Annotated in this window: 13 protein-coding genes; all 13 read right to left on the bottom strand. The window is 65.9% G+C overall.

What is annotated here, in order from left to right; genetic code table 11:
* Nucleotides 1-18: 18 nt before the first annotated feature.
* The 13 genes from atpE to thrB all read right to left on the bottom strand — a co-directional run bounded on the left by atpE (nucleotide 19) and on the right by thrB (nucleotide 13,381).
* A complete protein-coding gene (gene atpE, locus QRM95_RS09655) occupies nucleotides 19-237 on the bottom strand; it encodes an ATP synthase F0 subunit C (protein WP_003804776.1) in 219 nt (72 codons plus the stop codon).
* Between the two features lie 109 nt (nucleotides 238-346).
* Complete coding sequence (gene atpB / locus QRM95_RS09650) at nucleotides 347-1,147, bottom strand: F0F1 ATP synthase subunit A (RefSeq protein ID WP_026264239.1); 801 nt, start codon at nucleotides 1,145-1,147, stop codon at nucleotides 347-349.
* Between the two features lie 81 nt (nucleotides 1,148-1,228).
* Nucleotides 1,229-1,567, bottom strand: a complete 339-nt coding sequence (locus QRM95_RS09645; RefSeq protein WP_285247561.1) for an AtpZ/AtpI family protein — start codon at nucleotides 1,565-1,567, stop codon at nucleotides 1,229-1,231.
* Nucleotides 1,560-2,042, bottom strand: a complete 483-nt coding sequence (locus QRM95_RS09640; protein WP_285247560.1) for a Cg1360 family ATP-synthase-associated protein — start codon at nucleotides 2,040-2,042, stop codon at nucleotides 1,560-1,562. The genes QRM95_RS09645 and QRM95_RS09640 overlap by 8 nt, the downstream gene beginning before the upstream one ends.
* A 99-nt stretch (nucleotides 2,043-2,141) precedes the next feature.
* Nucleotides 2,142-3,167, bottom strand: coding sequence for an MraY family glycosyltransferase (locus QRM95_RS09635; RefSeq protein ID WP_285247559.1), 1,026 nt, complete (start codon nucleotides 3,165-3,167; stop codon nucleotides 2,142-2,144).
* Entirely contained in the window at nucleotides 3,164-5,032 is a 1,869-nt protein-coding gene (locus tag QRM95_RS09630) for a polysaccharide biosynthesis protein (protein ID WP_285247558.1), read from the bottom strand. Before QRM95_RS09630 ends, QRM95_RS09635 begins: the two co-directional genes overlap by 4 nt.
* 99 nt (nucleotides 5,033-5,131) lie before the next feature.
* Nucleotides 5,132-6,094 (bottom strand): glycosyltransferase, encoded by a 963-nt coding sequence (locus tag QRM95_RS09625; RefSeq protein WP_285247557.1) that lies wholly within the window; start codon nucleotides 6,092-6,094, stop codon nucleotides 5,132-5,134.
* Nucleotides 6,095-6,100: 6 nt separating this feature from the next.
* Nucleotides 6,101-7,012: a glycosyltransferase gene (locus QRM95_RS09620; protein ID WP_285247556.1), complete on the bottom strand. Its 912-nt coding sequence runs from the start codon at nucleotides 7,010-7,012 to the stop codon at nucleotides 6,101-6,103.
* 1 nt (nucleotide 7,013) lies between these two features.
* The gene (locus QRM95_RS09615; RefSeq protein ID WP_285247555.1) at nucleotides 7,014-7,766 is read right to left on the bottom strand and encodes an L-threonylcarbamoyladenylate synthase; all 753 of its coding nucleotides are present in this window, start codon (nucleotides 7,764-7,766) and stop codon (nucleotides 7,014-7,016) included.
* On the bottom strand, nucleotides 7,763-8,662 hold the full coding sequence (gene prmC / locus QRM95_RS09610) for a peptide chain release factor N(5)-glutamine methyltransferase (protein ID WP_285247554.1): 900 nt from the start codon (nucleotides 8,660-8,662) through the stop codon (nucleotides 7,763-7,765). Before prmC ends, QRM95_RS09615 begins: the two co-directional genes overlap by 4 nt.
* Before the next feature lie 13 nt (nucleotides 8,663-8,675).
* Entirely contained in the window at nucleotides 8,676-9,749 is a 1,074-nt protein-coding gene (gene prfA / locus QRM95_RS09605) for a peptide chain release factor 1 (RefSeq protein WP_018760131.1), read from the bottom strand.
* A gap of 233 nt (nucleotides 9,750-9,982) precedes the next feature.
* Nucleotides 9,983-12,109, bottom strand: a complete 2,127-nt coding sequence (rho, locus tag QRM95_RS09600; protein ID WP_285247553.1) for a transcription termination factor Rho — start codon at nucleotides 12,107-12,109, stop codon at nucleotides 9,983-9,985.
* Nucleotides 12,110-12,406: 297 nt separating this feature from the next.
* Nucleotides 12,407-13,381, bottom strand: a complete 975-nt coding sequence (gene thrB, locus QRM95_RS09595) for a homoserine kinase (protein WP_285247552.1) — start codon at nucleotides 13,379-13,381, stop codon at nucleotides 12,407-12,409.
* Between the last annotated feature and the right edge of the window lie 2 nt (nucleotides 13,382-13,383).

Here is a 13,383-nt window from a genome sequence, read left to right as displayed (position 1 = left end):
CGCTGAAGTTCTCTGGGTTTACTTGAGAACGAAAGCGAAGACCAGGCCCAGGATGGCGAGTGCTTCGGTCAGCGCCAGGCCAAGGAATGCGATGGGCTGCAGGACGCGCTGGGCTTCCGGCTGGCGCGCAACGCCGTTGATGTAGGCAGCGAACACGAGACCCACACCGATACCACCGCCGATAGCCGAGAGGCCATAGCCGATGAGGTTGAGGGAGCCGTTGATGGAGCCTTCCATTTTTTTTCCTTTCAAGATGCCACTTGTGTGGCAGGTTGTTTGGGTTGCTTCATCCCCGCGAGGGGAATTCTGTGTGTGCCGTCAGGGACGTGGCGCCCCGCCGGCGTGCCTAGTGGCTGTCGGCGTGGAGTGCGCCTTCGATGTAGATCGCGGTCAGCAGCGTGAAGACGTAGGCCTGCAGGACCATGATCAGGGCTTCAAGCATGTACATGGCGATCGCACCGGCCAGGACCAGGACCGACGTGCCCTTGAGCAGGAAGTTCTCCTGCATGATCAGGTACTCAATGCCGGAGCCCGCGATCATCACGATGAGGTGGCCGGCGAGCATGGTCGCGAACAGACGAAGGCTGTGCGTGACCGGCCGGACAACGAAGTTGGAGATGATCTCGATCGGGATAACGATCGGCAGGATGTACCACGGAACCCCGGAGGGTACGGTGGCCAGCTTGAAGTAGCGCAGGCCGTTCTTCTTGATGCCGATGGCGATCCAGGTCACGTAGACCAGGCCGGCCAGCACATACGCTCCACCCACGTGCGAGAACGTGGGGAGCTGGAACACCGGAATGGCGCCGTAGATGTTGTTGACCAGGATGAAGAAGAACAGGCTGAACAGCAGCGGGACGTACTTGATGAAGTCCCTGCCGCCGATGATGTCCTTGGCGATTCCGTTGCGGACGAAGCCGTAGGCGGCCTCGCCGGCGAACTGGAGCTTGCCGGGTACCAGCTGCTGCTTGCGTGCGGCGAGCACGAAGAAGACGGCGATAAAGACGACAGAGAGGAGGACCAGCAGCATCTGCTTGGAGAATCCTTCTGCGGCACCCCACGGCAGGATTGCCGGCAAATGCATTTCGTTAATTCCAGGAGGAGTGAACTCTCCTGAATCTTGGGCCGGGAGCGCAAGCGCGATCAACGCGTTTCCTCTCTGCAGTGTCCATCATTGGGCGTTGGGCGGGGTCCGGCAGCCTGACAGCCTGCTGTTCCCCCTGTGAAATTATTTGGCATTAGTGTTGCCGTCCTGGGACGGCCCGCTGGCAGCATGGCGATCACCAGCGTTTGTGCGAGAACTGGTAAGGCCATGCATATGGGAAAGGTAAAAACCTCCGACGGCTCCAAGCAGAGCGCCTGCGAGCACGATCCAGCGCGTTCCCCACACGTAATCCAGTCCCCACCCTATCAAACTCCAGACGATGATTCCGCCAATGATGTAGCTGAACACCGCCATTCCAGCGTTGTAGCCGCCGTCGTTCGAAGCCTCGGAATCACCGGGTGCGGAGCCGTTGGATCGGCGATTGGCGTTTGCTGCCGCGTCGGATTTCTTCGGGTTACGCATCGGTGGTTCCCTTCTCTTCCGGATCGTTGTAGATCTGGAGGCGGGCTTTGCTGAAGCCATGGATCTCGGCAGCCTGCCAGAGGACGACGGCGACCACGGCACCTATGACGAACCAGCGTCCGTGCAGCCACGCCGGAGCCCCGACAATGAAGAGGACAACCGCGAAGCCAACCACCTTGATGAAGTAGGTGGCTACGAACACCCCAATCGCGCCGGACGGATTGCGGCGTCCCACGAAGTGGCCAACCAGCAGGCTGATTCCGAAGAACAGCATGACCAGCAGGCCGCCGAGGAAACTGGAAATTGCCCCGCTGACTCCATTGAGGAGCGCGGCAGGAATGGCGCACAGCGCCAGGCCGGCCGTGGCGGCAATGGAACTGCGCTTGAGCAGGTTCAGCCAGAGCGAACGTGTGGGACCCGAAGAGCCAACGTGTCCATGGCCGGACACAGGTCCGGACTCGGCGTTGGAGGTCATTCGATCCCAATCGTCGGCACCCCATGGCTCAGCGCCAGGAGGTAAAGGGTGGAGGAGCAGCTTGGGCTGCCCCTAAATTCTACACGAGATAGAACATGGCTAGGTCACCGGCAGCCGTGTGACTTTGGACCTGCGGCGGCGGCGTCCGATCAGGTCCGGGCTGGCCAGGTACACGACGAGGACCAGGACGGTGCCGGCCACGCACAGGGCCACCACCGGCAACGACGCGGTGGCGGCGACAAAGCCGAGGATGATGACGGCGACCGTGCAGCAAGTAACGGCGGCAGCCGACTGCAGGTGCGAGAAGCCGACATCCGTAAGCCGCTGGTAGACGTGCTCACGGTGGGATGCGTACCAGCGCTCCCCCGCCTTGATCCGTCGCAGCAATGTGTAGCCGGTGTCCGCGGCGTACACCAGGATGGGTGAAAGGACGTATTCCACGTAGACACCGCCAAGGAAGCCGGCTACGGCCAGGGCGGCTACGGATGCGCCGAGCAGGTAGCTGCCCACGTCTCCCAGGAAGACTGAACCCCGGCCCAGGTTCCAAGGCAGGAACCCCAGGAAGGACATCGCGAGCACGGCTCCACCAGCCGTGAGCCACGGTTGTTCCGCCAGCGCGCCGGCCAGCGCGTAGGCCCCGCCGGCAGTGACCCCGTGCAGGCCCGAGATTCCGTTGACGCCGTCCATGAAGTTGGCAATGTTGACGTACGCCGCGATCGCCAGGGCAGCGAGGGGCAGCCACCAGAACGACTGGCCGGTCAGCAGGATCAGGGCCACGGAACCGGCGGCCCCGATGCCGAGCTGGGCAGCTGCGCGGCCGCGGATGGACAGGCCGCGCAGGTCCTCGACCCAGCCGACAACGGAGCAGGCCACAATGATCGCCAGGACGACGGCGGCCACGGACCGGTCAACCGTGACCACGCCCAGGAGGACCGCTGCCGCGTAGCCGATGACGGTGGCGAGGGCGGCGGCGACCCCCATGCCGCGGATGGTTGCCTTGACGTGCGATGAGCGGGCGGAGGGAACGTCCACCACGCCCATCCGGACCAACCACGGCTTCACCGCGAACGGGAGGAGGAGGCTCGCCAGCAGGGTTGCCAGTGCCACCAGCAGGAGCGGCATCATGACGCAACCCTGATGGCGCCCGTATCATCGGCCTCGTCGTCGGGAATGTCGCTGATGCTGACGCCTTGTTCAGCTTCACAACGGGCCAGCCAAACGTTGAGGTCGAGCTTGTCCGGATCCTGCTCGGTGGCCCGGGTGTGTGAAATCTTGGGGTGCAGCGGGCGTTTGTCCAGTTCCCCGGCGCCCACCAGTTCCTCGTGCAGCTTCTCCCCCGGCCGCAGTCCCGTATAGATGATCTCCACGTCCTTGCCGGACATGGCGATCATTCGTTGTGCCACGTCGAGGATCCGGACAGGTTCGCCCATGTCGAGGATCAGGACATCGCCGCCGGCACCGATCGCACCGGCCTGGATCACCAGCTGGCAGGCTTCGGGAATGGTCATGAAGAAGCGCGTCACATCGGGGTCGGTGACCGTGACCGGACCGCCAACGCGGATCTGTTCGGTGAAGAGCGGCAGCATGGAGCCGCGGCTGCCCATGACGTTGCCGAAACGGACGGAGACGAACTTCTTTTGCGTCTGCCCTGCCATCCAGGCGGTCAGCTTTTCGGCAACCCGCTTGGAGTGGCCGAGCGCGGTGGTGGGGTTGGCGGCCTTGTCGGTGGAAATGTTGACGAAGTTCGAGACGCCTGCCCGGCGGGCAGCGCGCAGCACGTTCAACGTGCCGCACACGTTCGTCTTCCACGCCTCCACCGGGTACTGCTGGAGCAGTGGAGCATGCTTGAGGGCTGCCGCGTGGAACACCACTTCGGGCTGCCGGTCGGCGAAGATCTCCTGGAGGGCCTCGCCGTCGCGGATGTTTGCCAGGACGGTGTCGCGGCCGGCCAGCAGGCCGCGCCCGGTGATGGAAATCTGGGTCTGCTGCAGCCCGGTTTCATCGTGGTCCAGCATGATCAGTTCCGAGGGTTCGAACTGCACGATCTGGCGGCAGAGTTCAGAGCCGATGGATCCGCCGGCGCCGGTCACCAGCACCCGCTTGCCCTTGATGTAGCCGGCAATCTCGTCGACCTTGATGTCCACCGGGCGCCGGCCGATCAGGTCTTCGACCGCCACGTCGCGGAAATCGGAGAACCCTGCGGGCGCACCGCTGCCCAGCATGTCCCTCAGCGGAGGCAGGACGAGGACGCGGACGTTCAGCCCGGCCACGGCGTCGGAGATGCGGCGCACCAGTCCCGCTTCGACGTTGGCGAACGCCACCACCAGGACGGTTGCCCGGGTGCGCCGGATGATGGCGGGGAGGTCGTCCCCGCGGCCCTGGACCTGGACACCGGAAAGGCGCAGGTGCTTTTTGGCGGGATCGTCATCCACCAGGCCCACCGGGAAGTAGGGCGAGTCCGGGTCCTGCAGCATCCGGGTTACCAAGGAGTTGCCGAGGAACCCTGCGCCGTAGACCAGCGTGTTTTGCGCCCCGTCACCGGGCCTGGTCTTGCTTTCGGCGTAGAGCCGCTTGGCGTAGCGGGCGGCGCCCATGAAGAGGCAAGCGAACGGGAAGGCGATGAGGCCCACGCTGCGGCCGATGTTGATGGCCTCATAGAGGACCAGCAGGCTGGCGGTGATGGAGGCGGCCACGATGACCGTGACGAACACCAGTGCCCGGGCTTCCTGGAAGCTGCCGAAGGGATAGCGGCCCCGGTACAAGGCGAGGGAGTATCCTGCCAGCATCTGGACGACGACGGCGATGGCAGCGATGGCGAAGGCACCGGCGAACTGCTCCACCCGGATGCCCATCTCGTAGCGCAGCAGCAGTGCCAGGACGATGGCCACAACCCACGACATGGAGTCGAGGAATACCTGGATCCAGATCCAGATGGCGGGTTTCTCGTCCCGTACGGCGGCGGGTGCGCGCGTTTCAGATTTTGTACTCAACAGAAGATGCAACCGACTTCCACTACCACGGCGGCCAGCGCCTTTTTCATAATGCCCCGCCGCAAAAACCGTCGGACGGCGTCGGGACCTAGAACGATACTAATCTCTTCGGCTTCCACTTCCCGGATGCGCGGGCACTGGAGGCATGGGTTTCCATCCGGTGTCCGAGAGGATCGTGCGTGATTCACGCCATCCGCGCCACAGCGCACCGGAGCCCTTGAGGGTGCGTTCCACCAGGACCAGCCGGGCTATTTCCTTGAGGAAAGTCAGCGCCGTCCCGGCCGCGAAACCGGCCTTGTTGTACTTGCCGTACGCCTTCAGGTAGTGCGCCACGTGTCCCCGATTGCGCATCACGTAGCGCCGGCTGAGGTCGGAAGAATCGTTTAGGTGGCGCAGTCCCAGGTCCACCTGCCGCTGGGCACGGACCTTCTTGATGACGAAGGCGTTCACGTACACCACCTGGGTCCGCTGTGCGGCGAGCCAGCCGTAGATGAGGTCGTCCCAGGTGATGAAGAAGCGCGGGTCCGGCAGGCCGATCTCGCGGGCCACCGAGGCCCTGACCAGCATGCCCTCAAAATTCCCCACGTTGGTGCGGAACACGTCCGAATGCTTGAACACGTCCCGGGACACCGGCAGGAAGACGCCCAGCGATTCCACGAAATGGTGCTGCCAAAAGAAGGGCTTGCCGTTGGCGTCGTACCGGCGGCCGATCATGCAGGAATACTCGGGCGTGAATTTGTCCAGGGCGTCCACGGCACCGGGAAGGACCTCGACGTCGTCGTCCATCAGCCACAGCCACTCGGCACCCGACTCCAGCGCGAGTTGGACGCCGCGGGAAAATCCCCCGGCGCCGCCCACGTTCCGGTCCAGCTTCTCGTACCGGATGGGCGGGCCGCCGGCGGACATCGCCTGCGCCACGACGTCGGCCGTGTGGTCGGTGCTGGCGTTATCCACCACCAGGACCTGCGCGGGAGCGCTGCCCGGCCCGGTGAAGGAGCGGAGCAGGTTGCGGAGGAACTCGGCACGGTTGAAGGTGACGACGACGGCGTACAGGTTGTCCACGGCGGCCTAGTTCCTGGCGGACATCAGTTCCGCGGGCGAGCCGAAGCCCTTGCCGCGGAAGCCGGTGGAGTAGGCGCCGAACCAGTGTGCGAGGCCCTTGAAGTCACCGGTCTTCAGGAAGTAGTACGGGAAACCGACGATGTCGGCGCTGAACCAGCGCAGGTTGCGGTATTTCCGGGTCAGGTAGCCGCGGTTGCGGAAGTAGCAGTAGCGCTTGAACTCGCCCTCCGGGATGACGGGGGTGATGAAGCCGCCGAACACCGGCTTCATCTCGGTCCAGGTGGCGGGGTGCTGCACGGCCACGGTGGCCAGGGTGCCGTATTTCAGGCCTGCCTTTTTCACCCGGGACAGGAAGTCCACCTCATCCCCGCGGATGAAGAATTTCACATCGGGAATGCCGATCTTGTAGAAGACCTCGGTCCGGATCAGAGCGCCGTTGAAGAAGTGCACCATGTCGGGGAGGTAGCCCATGGGAGCGAGCCGGGACCTGTCGTTGGTCAGCAGGCCGTTGATGCGGAAATTGAAGGAGAGCCGGTTGGGGTCTGCGGTGGCGGCAACCAGCGGGCTGATGATGTCCAGCTGGTGCTCGTCGGCGGTGCGGAGCAGTTCGGCCAGGCAGCTGGCGTCCTCCGGGTGGCCGTCGTCGTCCATCATCCAGATCCAGTCCGCGCCGCTGGCCATGGCGGCGAGGATGGCGTAGGCGAACCCGCCGGCGCCGCCGAGGTTCGCTTCGGAGCGCAGGTAGTTGATGTTGTCCGCGCCCACGGCGCTGACGACGTCGGTGGCGGGGACGGTGCCGGAGTCCACCAGGGCGATGGAATGGATGGGAGCGGTTTGGGTGGCCAGGCCTTGCAGGAGCAGGGCCAGCTCCTCGTGGCGGTCGAAGGTGACGGCTGCTACGGCGACTTTGGGCTGCATGTCAGTTTTCCGGAGCGGCGTCGGGGTTGCCCGCAACGCTGGCGTCCGGTTCACTGGCGTTTTCGGCGTGCGGTTCTTCCTCTGCCATCGGGATTTCGCCGAGCCCCAGGACGCCGGGGACGTGCTCGCGCAACCGGTCGAGGCTGACCGCCCCGTTGCGTACCACGCGGAGGATGGGGCCGGTGGCGTCCACGATGGTTGACGGGACGCCGGCTTCACCTTCAAGCGGACGCGGGCCGCCCTCCAAGTACACCTCGACGGAGTCAGCCAGCTGTTCGCGCGCTGCTGCCGCGGTTTGCGCCGGCGCCTGGCCGGTGCGGTTGGCTGAGGAGACGGCGAGCGGGCCGGTCAGGGTCAGCAGTTCCAGGGCTACCTCGTCGGCAGGCATCCGCAGCGCCACGGTGCCCTTGGTCTCGCCGAGGTCCCAGTCGAGCGAGGGCTGGGCGTGCAGGATCAGGGTGAGGCCGCCGGGCCAAAAGGCTTCGGCGAGCTTGCGCGCGTCGGCTGACACTTCCGTGGCCAGGCCGTCCAGTGCGTTGATGCGCGGAATCAGGACAGGAGGCGGCATGGTCCGGCTGCGGCCTTTTGATACCAGCAGCATGGTGACGGCGTGCGGCGAGAAGGCGTCCGCACCGATCCCGTAGACCGTGTCCGTGGGGAGAACCACGCACTTCTTTTCGCTAATGGCACGCTGGGCGTGTTCCAGGCCCTGTGCCCGCTCGTCATCGATGGTGCAGTTGTAGGTTGTGGTCACTGGCCCATTCTTTCATTCCGTGTGGCCTGGTCCGCGAGCACGGCGCTGGTGGCGCGCTCTTTGCCGTTGAGGTCCAGGTGCGTACTGATGCTTGTCCAGGCGCCGGCCCGGCTGAGCATGGCGGCAATCCAGCCGGCCTGGACTTCAGCGTGTTCCATGACGAAGTAGCCCCCGGGACGCAGGAGCCGGGCAGCCGAGGCTGCTGCCGCCGTCGGGAGTTCCATGCCGTCCGCTCCCCCGCCGTACAACGCCTCGGGCGGGTCATGCAGGGCAACTTCGGGTTCATTGGGGGTGGCGGCGGCCGGGATGTACGGCGGGTTGGAGATCACGACGTCGACAGTTCCGTTGAGTTCCGGCAGCGCGTTGCGCAGGTCCCCCAGGACGAGGTTGACGCCGAGGGGTGCAAGGTTCCTCGCCGCCCAGGCGTGCGCAAACGGGCTGAACTCGACCGCGTGCACGTCGGCACCGGGCACCTCGTGCGCGACGGAGCCAGCGATGGCGCCCGAGCCGGTGCCCAGGTCCACGATCCGGGGAGCCTGCATGCCCTTGACGTGGTCAATGGCCAGTTGGACCACGGATTCGGTTTCCGGCCGGGGGATGAACACGCCGGGACCAACCGCCAGCTCAAGGTAGCGGAAGTGCGCCACCCCGGTGATGTGCTGCAACGGAACGCGGCGGACGCGTTCAGCCACCAGCTCGGCGTAGCCCGCGGGCGCAGCCGTATCACCGAGCATCAGGGCACGGAGGCGTCCCAGCCCGACGTTGAGGAGGTGGTCCGCCAGCAGCTCTGCGTCGGCCCGGGGACTGGGGACACCGGCCTCGGCCAGGTGTTCCGCGGCCTCGCGTACGGCTGCGGCCAGGGACTGGGCTGGGGCAGTCTCGGTGGGCTCACTCATGGTTGGCTTCCGGTCAGTCGCCGATGGCGTCCAGACGCGCCTGCTCGTCCATCTCGATGGCGGACTGGATGACCGGTTCCAGGTCGCCATTCATCACCTGGTCCAGGTTGTACGCCTTGTAGCCGGTGCGGTGGTCCGCGATCCGGTTTTCCGGGTAGTTGTACGTGCGGATGCGCTCGGAGCGGTCCATGGTGCGGATCTGCGACTTGCGCTGGGCCGAGTTCTCGGCGTCGATCTGCTCCTGCTGGTGCGCCAGGATACGCGCGCGGAGCACGCGCATGCCGGCTTCGCGGTTTTGCAGCTGGGACTTCTCGTTCTGCATGGCCACCACGATGCCGGTGGGAAGGTGCGTGATGCGGACGGCCGAGTCCGTGGTGTTGACGGACTGGCCGCCGGGACCGGAGGACCGGTAGACGTCGATCTTGAGGTCGTTCTGGTTGATCTCCAGCTCTTCGGGCTCATCAACCTCGGGCAGGACCAGCACGCCGGCAGCAGAGGTGTGGATGCGGCCCTGGGATTCGGTGACGGGCACGCGCTGGACGCGGTGCACGCCGCCCTCGAACTTGAGCCGGGCGTAGACGCCCTCGGCGGGGTCGTTGGAGTTGCCCTTGACCGCAACCTGGACGTCCTTGTACCCGCCAAGGTCGGATTCCGTGGCGGAGATGATTTCGGTCTTCCAGCCGCGGGATTCGGCGTACCGGGTGTACATGCGCAGCAGGTCGCCGGCGAACAGGGCGGCCTCATCGCCGCCTTCGCCGCCCTTGACTTCAAGGATCACGTTGCGGGCGTCGTCGGGGTCGCGCGGAATCAGGAGGCGCCGCAGCTTGGCGGCAGCGGTCTCGAGCGAGGCTTCCAGTTCCGGCACCTCGGCAGCGAATTCGGGGTCCTCGGCAGCCATTTCCTTGGCAGCGGCGAGATCGTCCCTGAGCCCCTCCCACCGGTGGTAAGCCTCCACGATGCCATTAAGCTGAGCCGACCGCCGCCCCAGCTTCCGGGCAAGCCGCTGGTCAGCGTAAACAGCAGGATCCCCCAGCTGCGCCTGGATAGCGTCATGCTCATCAAGCAGGCCCTGTACGGACTCAAACATATTTCAAAACCTTTCGTTCTGTGCCCATCTTAAATCAGGCACAGGAAGCGGCGCGCCATGGTGAGCGAGCCCGCAACTGCCGCGCGGATGTTCCGCCCCGGGAGTGGCATCGGGCCTGTCGGAGCGTTGCAGTTGACGTACGCAGTACGTCAACTGCAACGCGAAGGGGCGGGGGCGGAACATCCGCGCGGCACCCACCGCACGAACGCACCAGCGCCCGCCCCTAAACTCAGCTACTTGTCGTTATCCGACTTCGCACCAAGCGTCGTCTTCTGGACCTGCATGAGGAACTCAACGTTGCTCTGGGTTTCCCGGATCTTGTTGGTGAGCAGTTCAAGGCTCTGCTGGGTTTCGAGTCCGGAGAGGACGCGGCGCAGCTTCCACATGATCTTCACTTCTTCGGCCGAGAGCAAGTTCTCCTCACGCCGCGTGCCGGAGGCGTTCACGTCTACGGCGGGGAAGATGCGCTTGTCTGCCAGCTGGCGGGACAGGCGCAGTTCCATGTTGCCGGTGCCCTTGAACTCTTCGAAGATGACCTCGTCCATCTTGGATCCGGTCTCCACGAGGGCGGTGGCCAGGATGGTGAGCGAGCCGCCGTTTTCGATGTTGCGGGCGGCGCCGAAGAAGCGCTTGGGCGGGTAGAGGGCGGCGGAGTCGACACCACCGGACAGGATGCGGCCGGAGGCCGGTGCTGCCAGGTTGTAGGCACGGCCCAGGCGGGTCATGGAGTCCAGGAGGACAACCACGTCCATGCCCATTTCCACGAGGCGCTTGGCGCGTTCGATGGAGAGCTCGGCCACGGTGGTGTGGTCGTCGGCGGGACGGTCAAAGGTGGAAGCGATGACCTCGCCCTTGACGGTGCGCTGCATATCCGTCACTTCTTCAGGACGTTCGTCAACGAGCACCATCATGAGGTGGACCTCAGGGTTGTTGGTGGTGATGGCGTTGGCGATGGACTGCAGGATGAGCGTCTTTCCGGCCTTGGGCGGGGAGACGATCAGGCCGCGCTGGCCCTTGCCGATCGGGGCAACGAGGTCGATGACGCGGGGACCGATTTTCTTGGGGTCGGTCTCGAGGCGCAGTCGCTCGGACGGGTAGAGCGGCACCAGCTTGGCGAACTCGACGCGGTCCTTGAGTTCTTCGGCGGTCTTGCCGTTGACCGAGGTGACGCGGACCAGGGCGTTGAACTTCTGGCGGTTGGACTGCTGGTTGCGGTCTTCGCCTTCGCGGGGGGCGCGGATGGCGCCGACGACGGCGTCACCCTTGCGCAGGTTGTACTTCTTGACCTGGGCGAGCGAGACATAGACGTCGTTGGGGCCGGGCAGGTAGCCGGACGTGCGGATGAATGCGTAGTTCTCCAGGACGTCCAGGATGCCGGCGACCGGAAGCAGGACGTCGTCCTCGGTGACCTCGACGTCGTCGACGTCCGGTCCCTGGTTGCGCCCGCGGCGGCGGTCGTTGCGGTCGCGGAAGCGGTCGTTGCGCGAGTTGTCGCGGTCCTGGCCGCCGGAGCGGTCGTTGCGGTCATTCCGGTCGCGGCGGTTCCGGCGGTTCCGGCGGCTGCCGCCGTCGGTGTCGTCGTTGTCGCGGTTGCCGTCACGCTGGCCGGCGTCGCGGCTGCCGGCGTTGTCCCGGCCGCCGTCGGAGTCCCGGGAGGTGGTGTCGCGGCCGCCGCGGGTGCGGCCGCCGTCACGGCGCTCGGTGCGCTGGCCGGCGTCGCCGGAGTCGGCTGCGGGGGCTTCGCTGCGCTGGTCGCCTGCCCGCTGCTCCGTGGCCGGCTGCTCTGCCGGGGTTTCCACCGGAGCCTCCTGGACGGAGGCTGCAGCGGCCTCGCTGCGGCGGCGGTTGCGGGTGCGGGGCTGGCGGCGCTCCGAGGCGCCTTCCGTGCCCTCGGTGGCTTCTGCGGACACCGCAGACGGCGCTTCGGCGGCCGGGGCAGCAGTGGTTTCGACGACGGGAGCCGCGGCTGCCGGGGCAACCACGCCGTCGCTGACCGCACGGCGGCTGCGGCCGCGACCACGGGCTCGGCTGCCTTCTGCGGCGGGGGCCTCTGCGGCGGGAGCTTCCGAAGCCGCCGGGGCGGCTGCTGCAGCCGGGGCCTCAACGCTCTCCGGTGCCTTGACGGTTGCCTTGGCAGGAACCTTGGCGGTGAGGGTTCCGGCACGGTGGGCGGAAATGGCCGAGACCAGGTCCCCCTTGCGCATGCGGGAGCCGCCGGAAATACCGAGCTGGCTGGCGAGGGCCTGCAGCTGGGCGAGCTTCAGGCCTGCAAGGCCGCTGCTCTTGGCGGGTGCAGCCGATGATTCGGCAGCAGAAGTTGTGTGGTCCACAGCTGGTGACAGCTCAGTGGTTTCGGTCACGAAGGATCCTTCCCCCTCGACGGCGTCCAGACGAGGAGCTGGACGCGATGATTTGATCTGGGCTGCAGTTCAGATCTGCAGCCGGGATTTTTCGGCCTTGCCGGTTGGATTTCGGCCAGCAGGGCCGGATACTGATTCACCTTGCGCTGCACTCTTGGAGCAACGCCGGGCTGACGGTTCAGGGGCAGTTGGATGCTGCATTTTCCTGCGACAGACCAAGCAGGTGGCACCGGAATACATTCACAGTCGGTAGATCAAAACAGCAACTGAATGCACGAGCAGATCAGATAGGCGGAATTACCGCCGGTGCATGTCCACCTTAGCACCTTCAACGTCCACTGCGAGCTTCAGTACGCGCCAGCCGATATCCGGCGTGTTGGTTGCGGTGAAGGACTCAATGAAGGCCAGGGCATCCCCTGCCTGGGCGCCGCCGTTCGCCAGCACCAGGACGGTGGGGCCGGCGCCTGAAACAACCGCGGCATAGCCCGCTTTGCGCAGGGCGCCGATCAGCGCCGCGCTGGGCCGCATGGCCTCTGCGCGGTAGCTCTGGTGCAGGTAGTCTTCGGTGCCCGGCAACAGGAATTCGGGTTTTTGGGTGAGCGCATGGATCAGCAGCGCTGCACGGCCGGAATTCATTGCGGCGGCGTGGTGTCCCACGGAGGCCGGGAGCAGGGCCCGGGCGGCCTCCGTGGAGAGTTCGAAGTCCGGCACGGCGACGATGGGAATGACGTCCCCGGCCACGGTGGCGCTGGTGCTGCTGTACTGCTCACTGTCCTGCCATGACAGCGCCAGTCCGCCGAATATGGCGGGTGCGACGTTGTCCGGGTGGCCCTCCAGTTCGCTGGTGAGCTGGAGGATCCAGTCCTTTCCGCGCCGGCTGCCGGCAGGCACCATGGCGTTGGCGGCAGAGACGGCGGCCACCACGGCAGAGGCGGAGGAACCGAGCCCACGCCCGTGCGGGTTGACGTTCTCGGCGGTCACCTTCAGGCCGCCGTGGCGGTAACCCAGCCGCTCGAACGCTGCGTCCATGGCGCGGATGACCAGGTGGCTGGCATCGCGGGGCAGCGTGTCGGCACCCTCGCCGCGGAGCTCGAACAGGAGTTCGTCGGTATCCAGGCTTTCCACGGTGAGGGTGTCGTGCAGGGCCAGGGCAAGCCCCAGGCTGTCGTAGCCGGGGCCCAGGTTGGCCGACGTCGCGGGGACACGGACGGTGACGCGCTGGCCCGGCTCAATGAGGTGCAGCCCGACGGCGGCCTGCGAGGTGGCGTCCAAGG

This window comes from Pseudarthrobacter sp. efr-133-R2A-89, from assembly GCF_030209315.1.
GTDB lineage: Bacteria > Actinomycetota > Actinomycetes > Actinomycetales > Micrococcaceae > Arthrobacter.
The sequence above is the reverse complement of the archived record's forward strand: the minus strand, read 5'-3'. Positions and strand labels throughout refer to the sequence as shown.

Coding starts and splice junctions, on each gene's coding strand:
- atpE (WP_003804776.1), bottom strand. CDS start 237: ATGGAAGGCTCCATCAACGGCTCCCTCAACCTCATCGGCTATGGCCTC.
- QRM95_RS09645 (WP_285247561.1), bottom strand. CDS start 1,567: ATGCGTAACCCGAAGAAATCCGACGCGGCAGCAAACGCCAATCGCCGA.
- QRM95_RS09640 (WP_285247560.1), bottom strand. CDS start 2,042: ATGACCTCCAACGCCGAGTCCGGACCTGTGTCCGGCCATGGACACGTT.
- QRM95_RS09635 (WP_285247559.1), bottom strand. CDS start 3,167: ATGATGCCGCTCCTGCTGGTGGCACTGGCAACCCTGCTGGCGAGCCTC.
- QRM95_RS09620 (WP_285247556.1), bottom strand. CDS start 7,012: ATGCAGCCCAAAGTCGCCGTAGCAGCCGTCACCTTCGACCGCCACGAG.
- prmC (WP_285247554.1), bottom strand. CDS start 8,662: ATGAGTGAGCCCACCGAGACTGCCCCAGCCCAGTCCCTGGCCGCAGCC.
- prfA (WP_018760131.1), bottom strand. CDS start 9,749: ATGTTTGAGTCCGTACAGGGCCTGCTTGATGAGCATGACGCTATCCAG.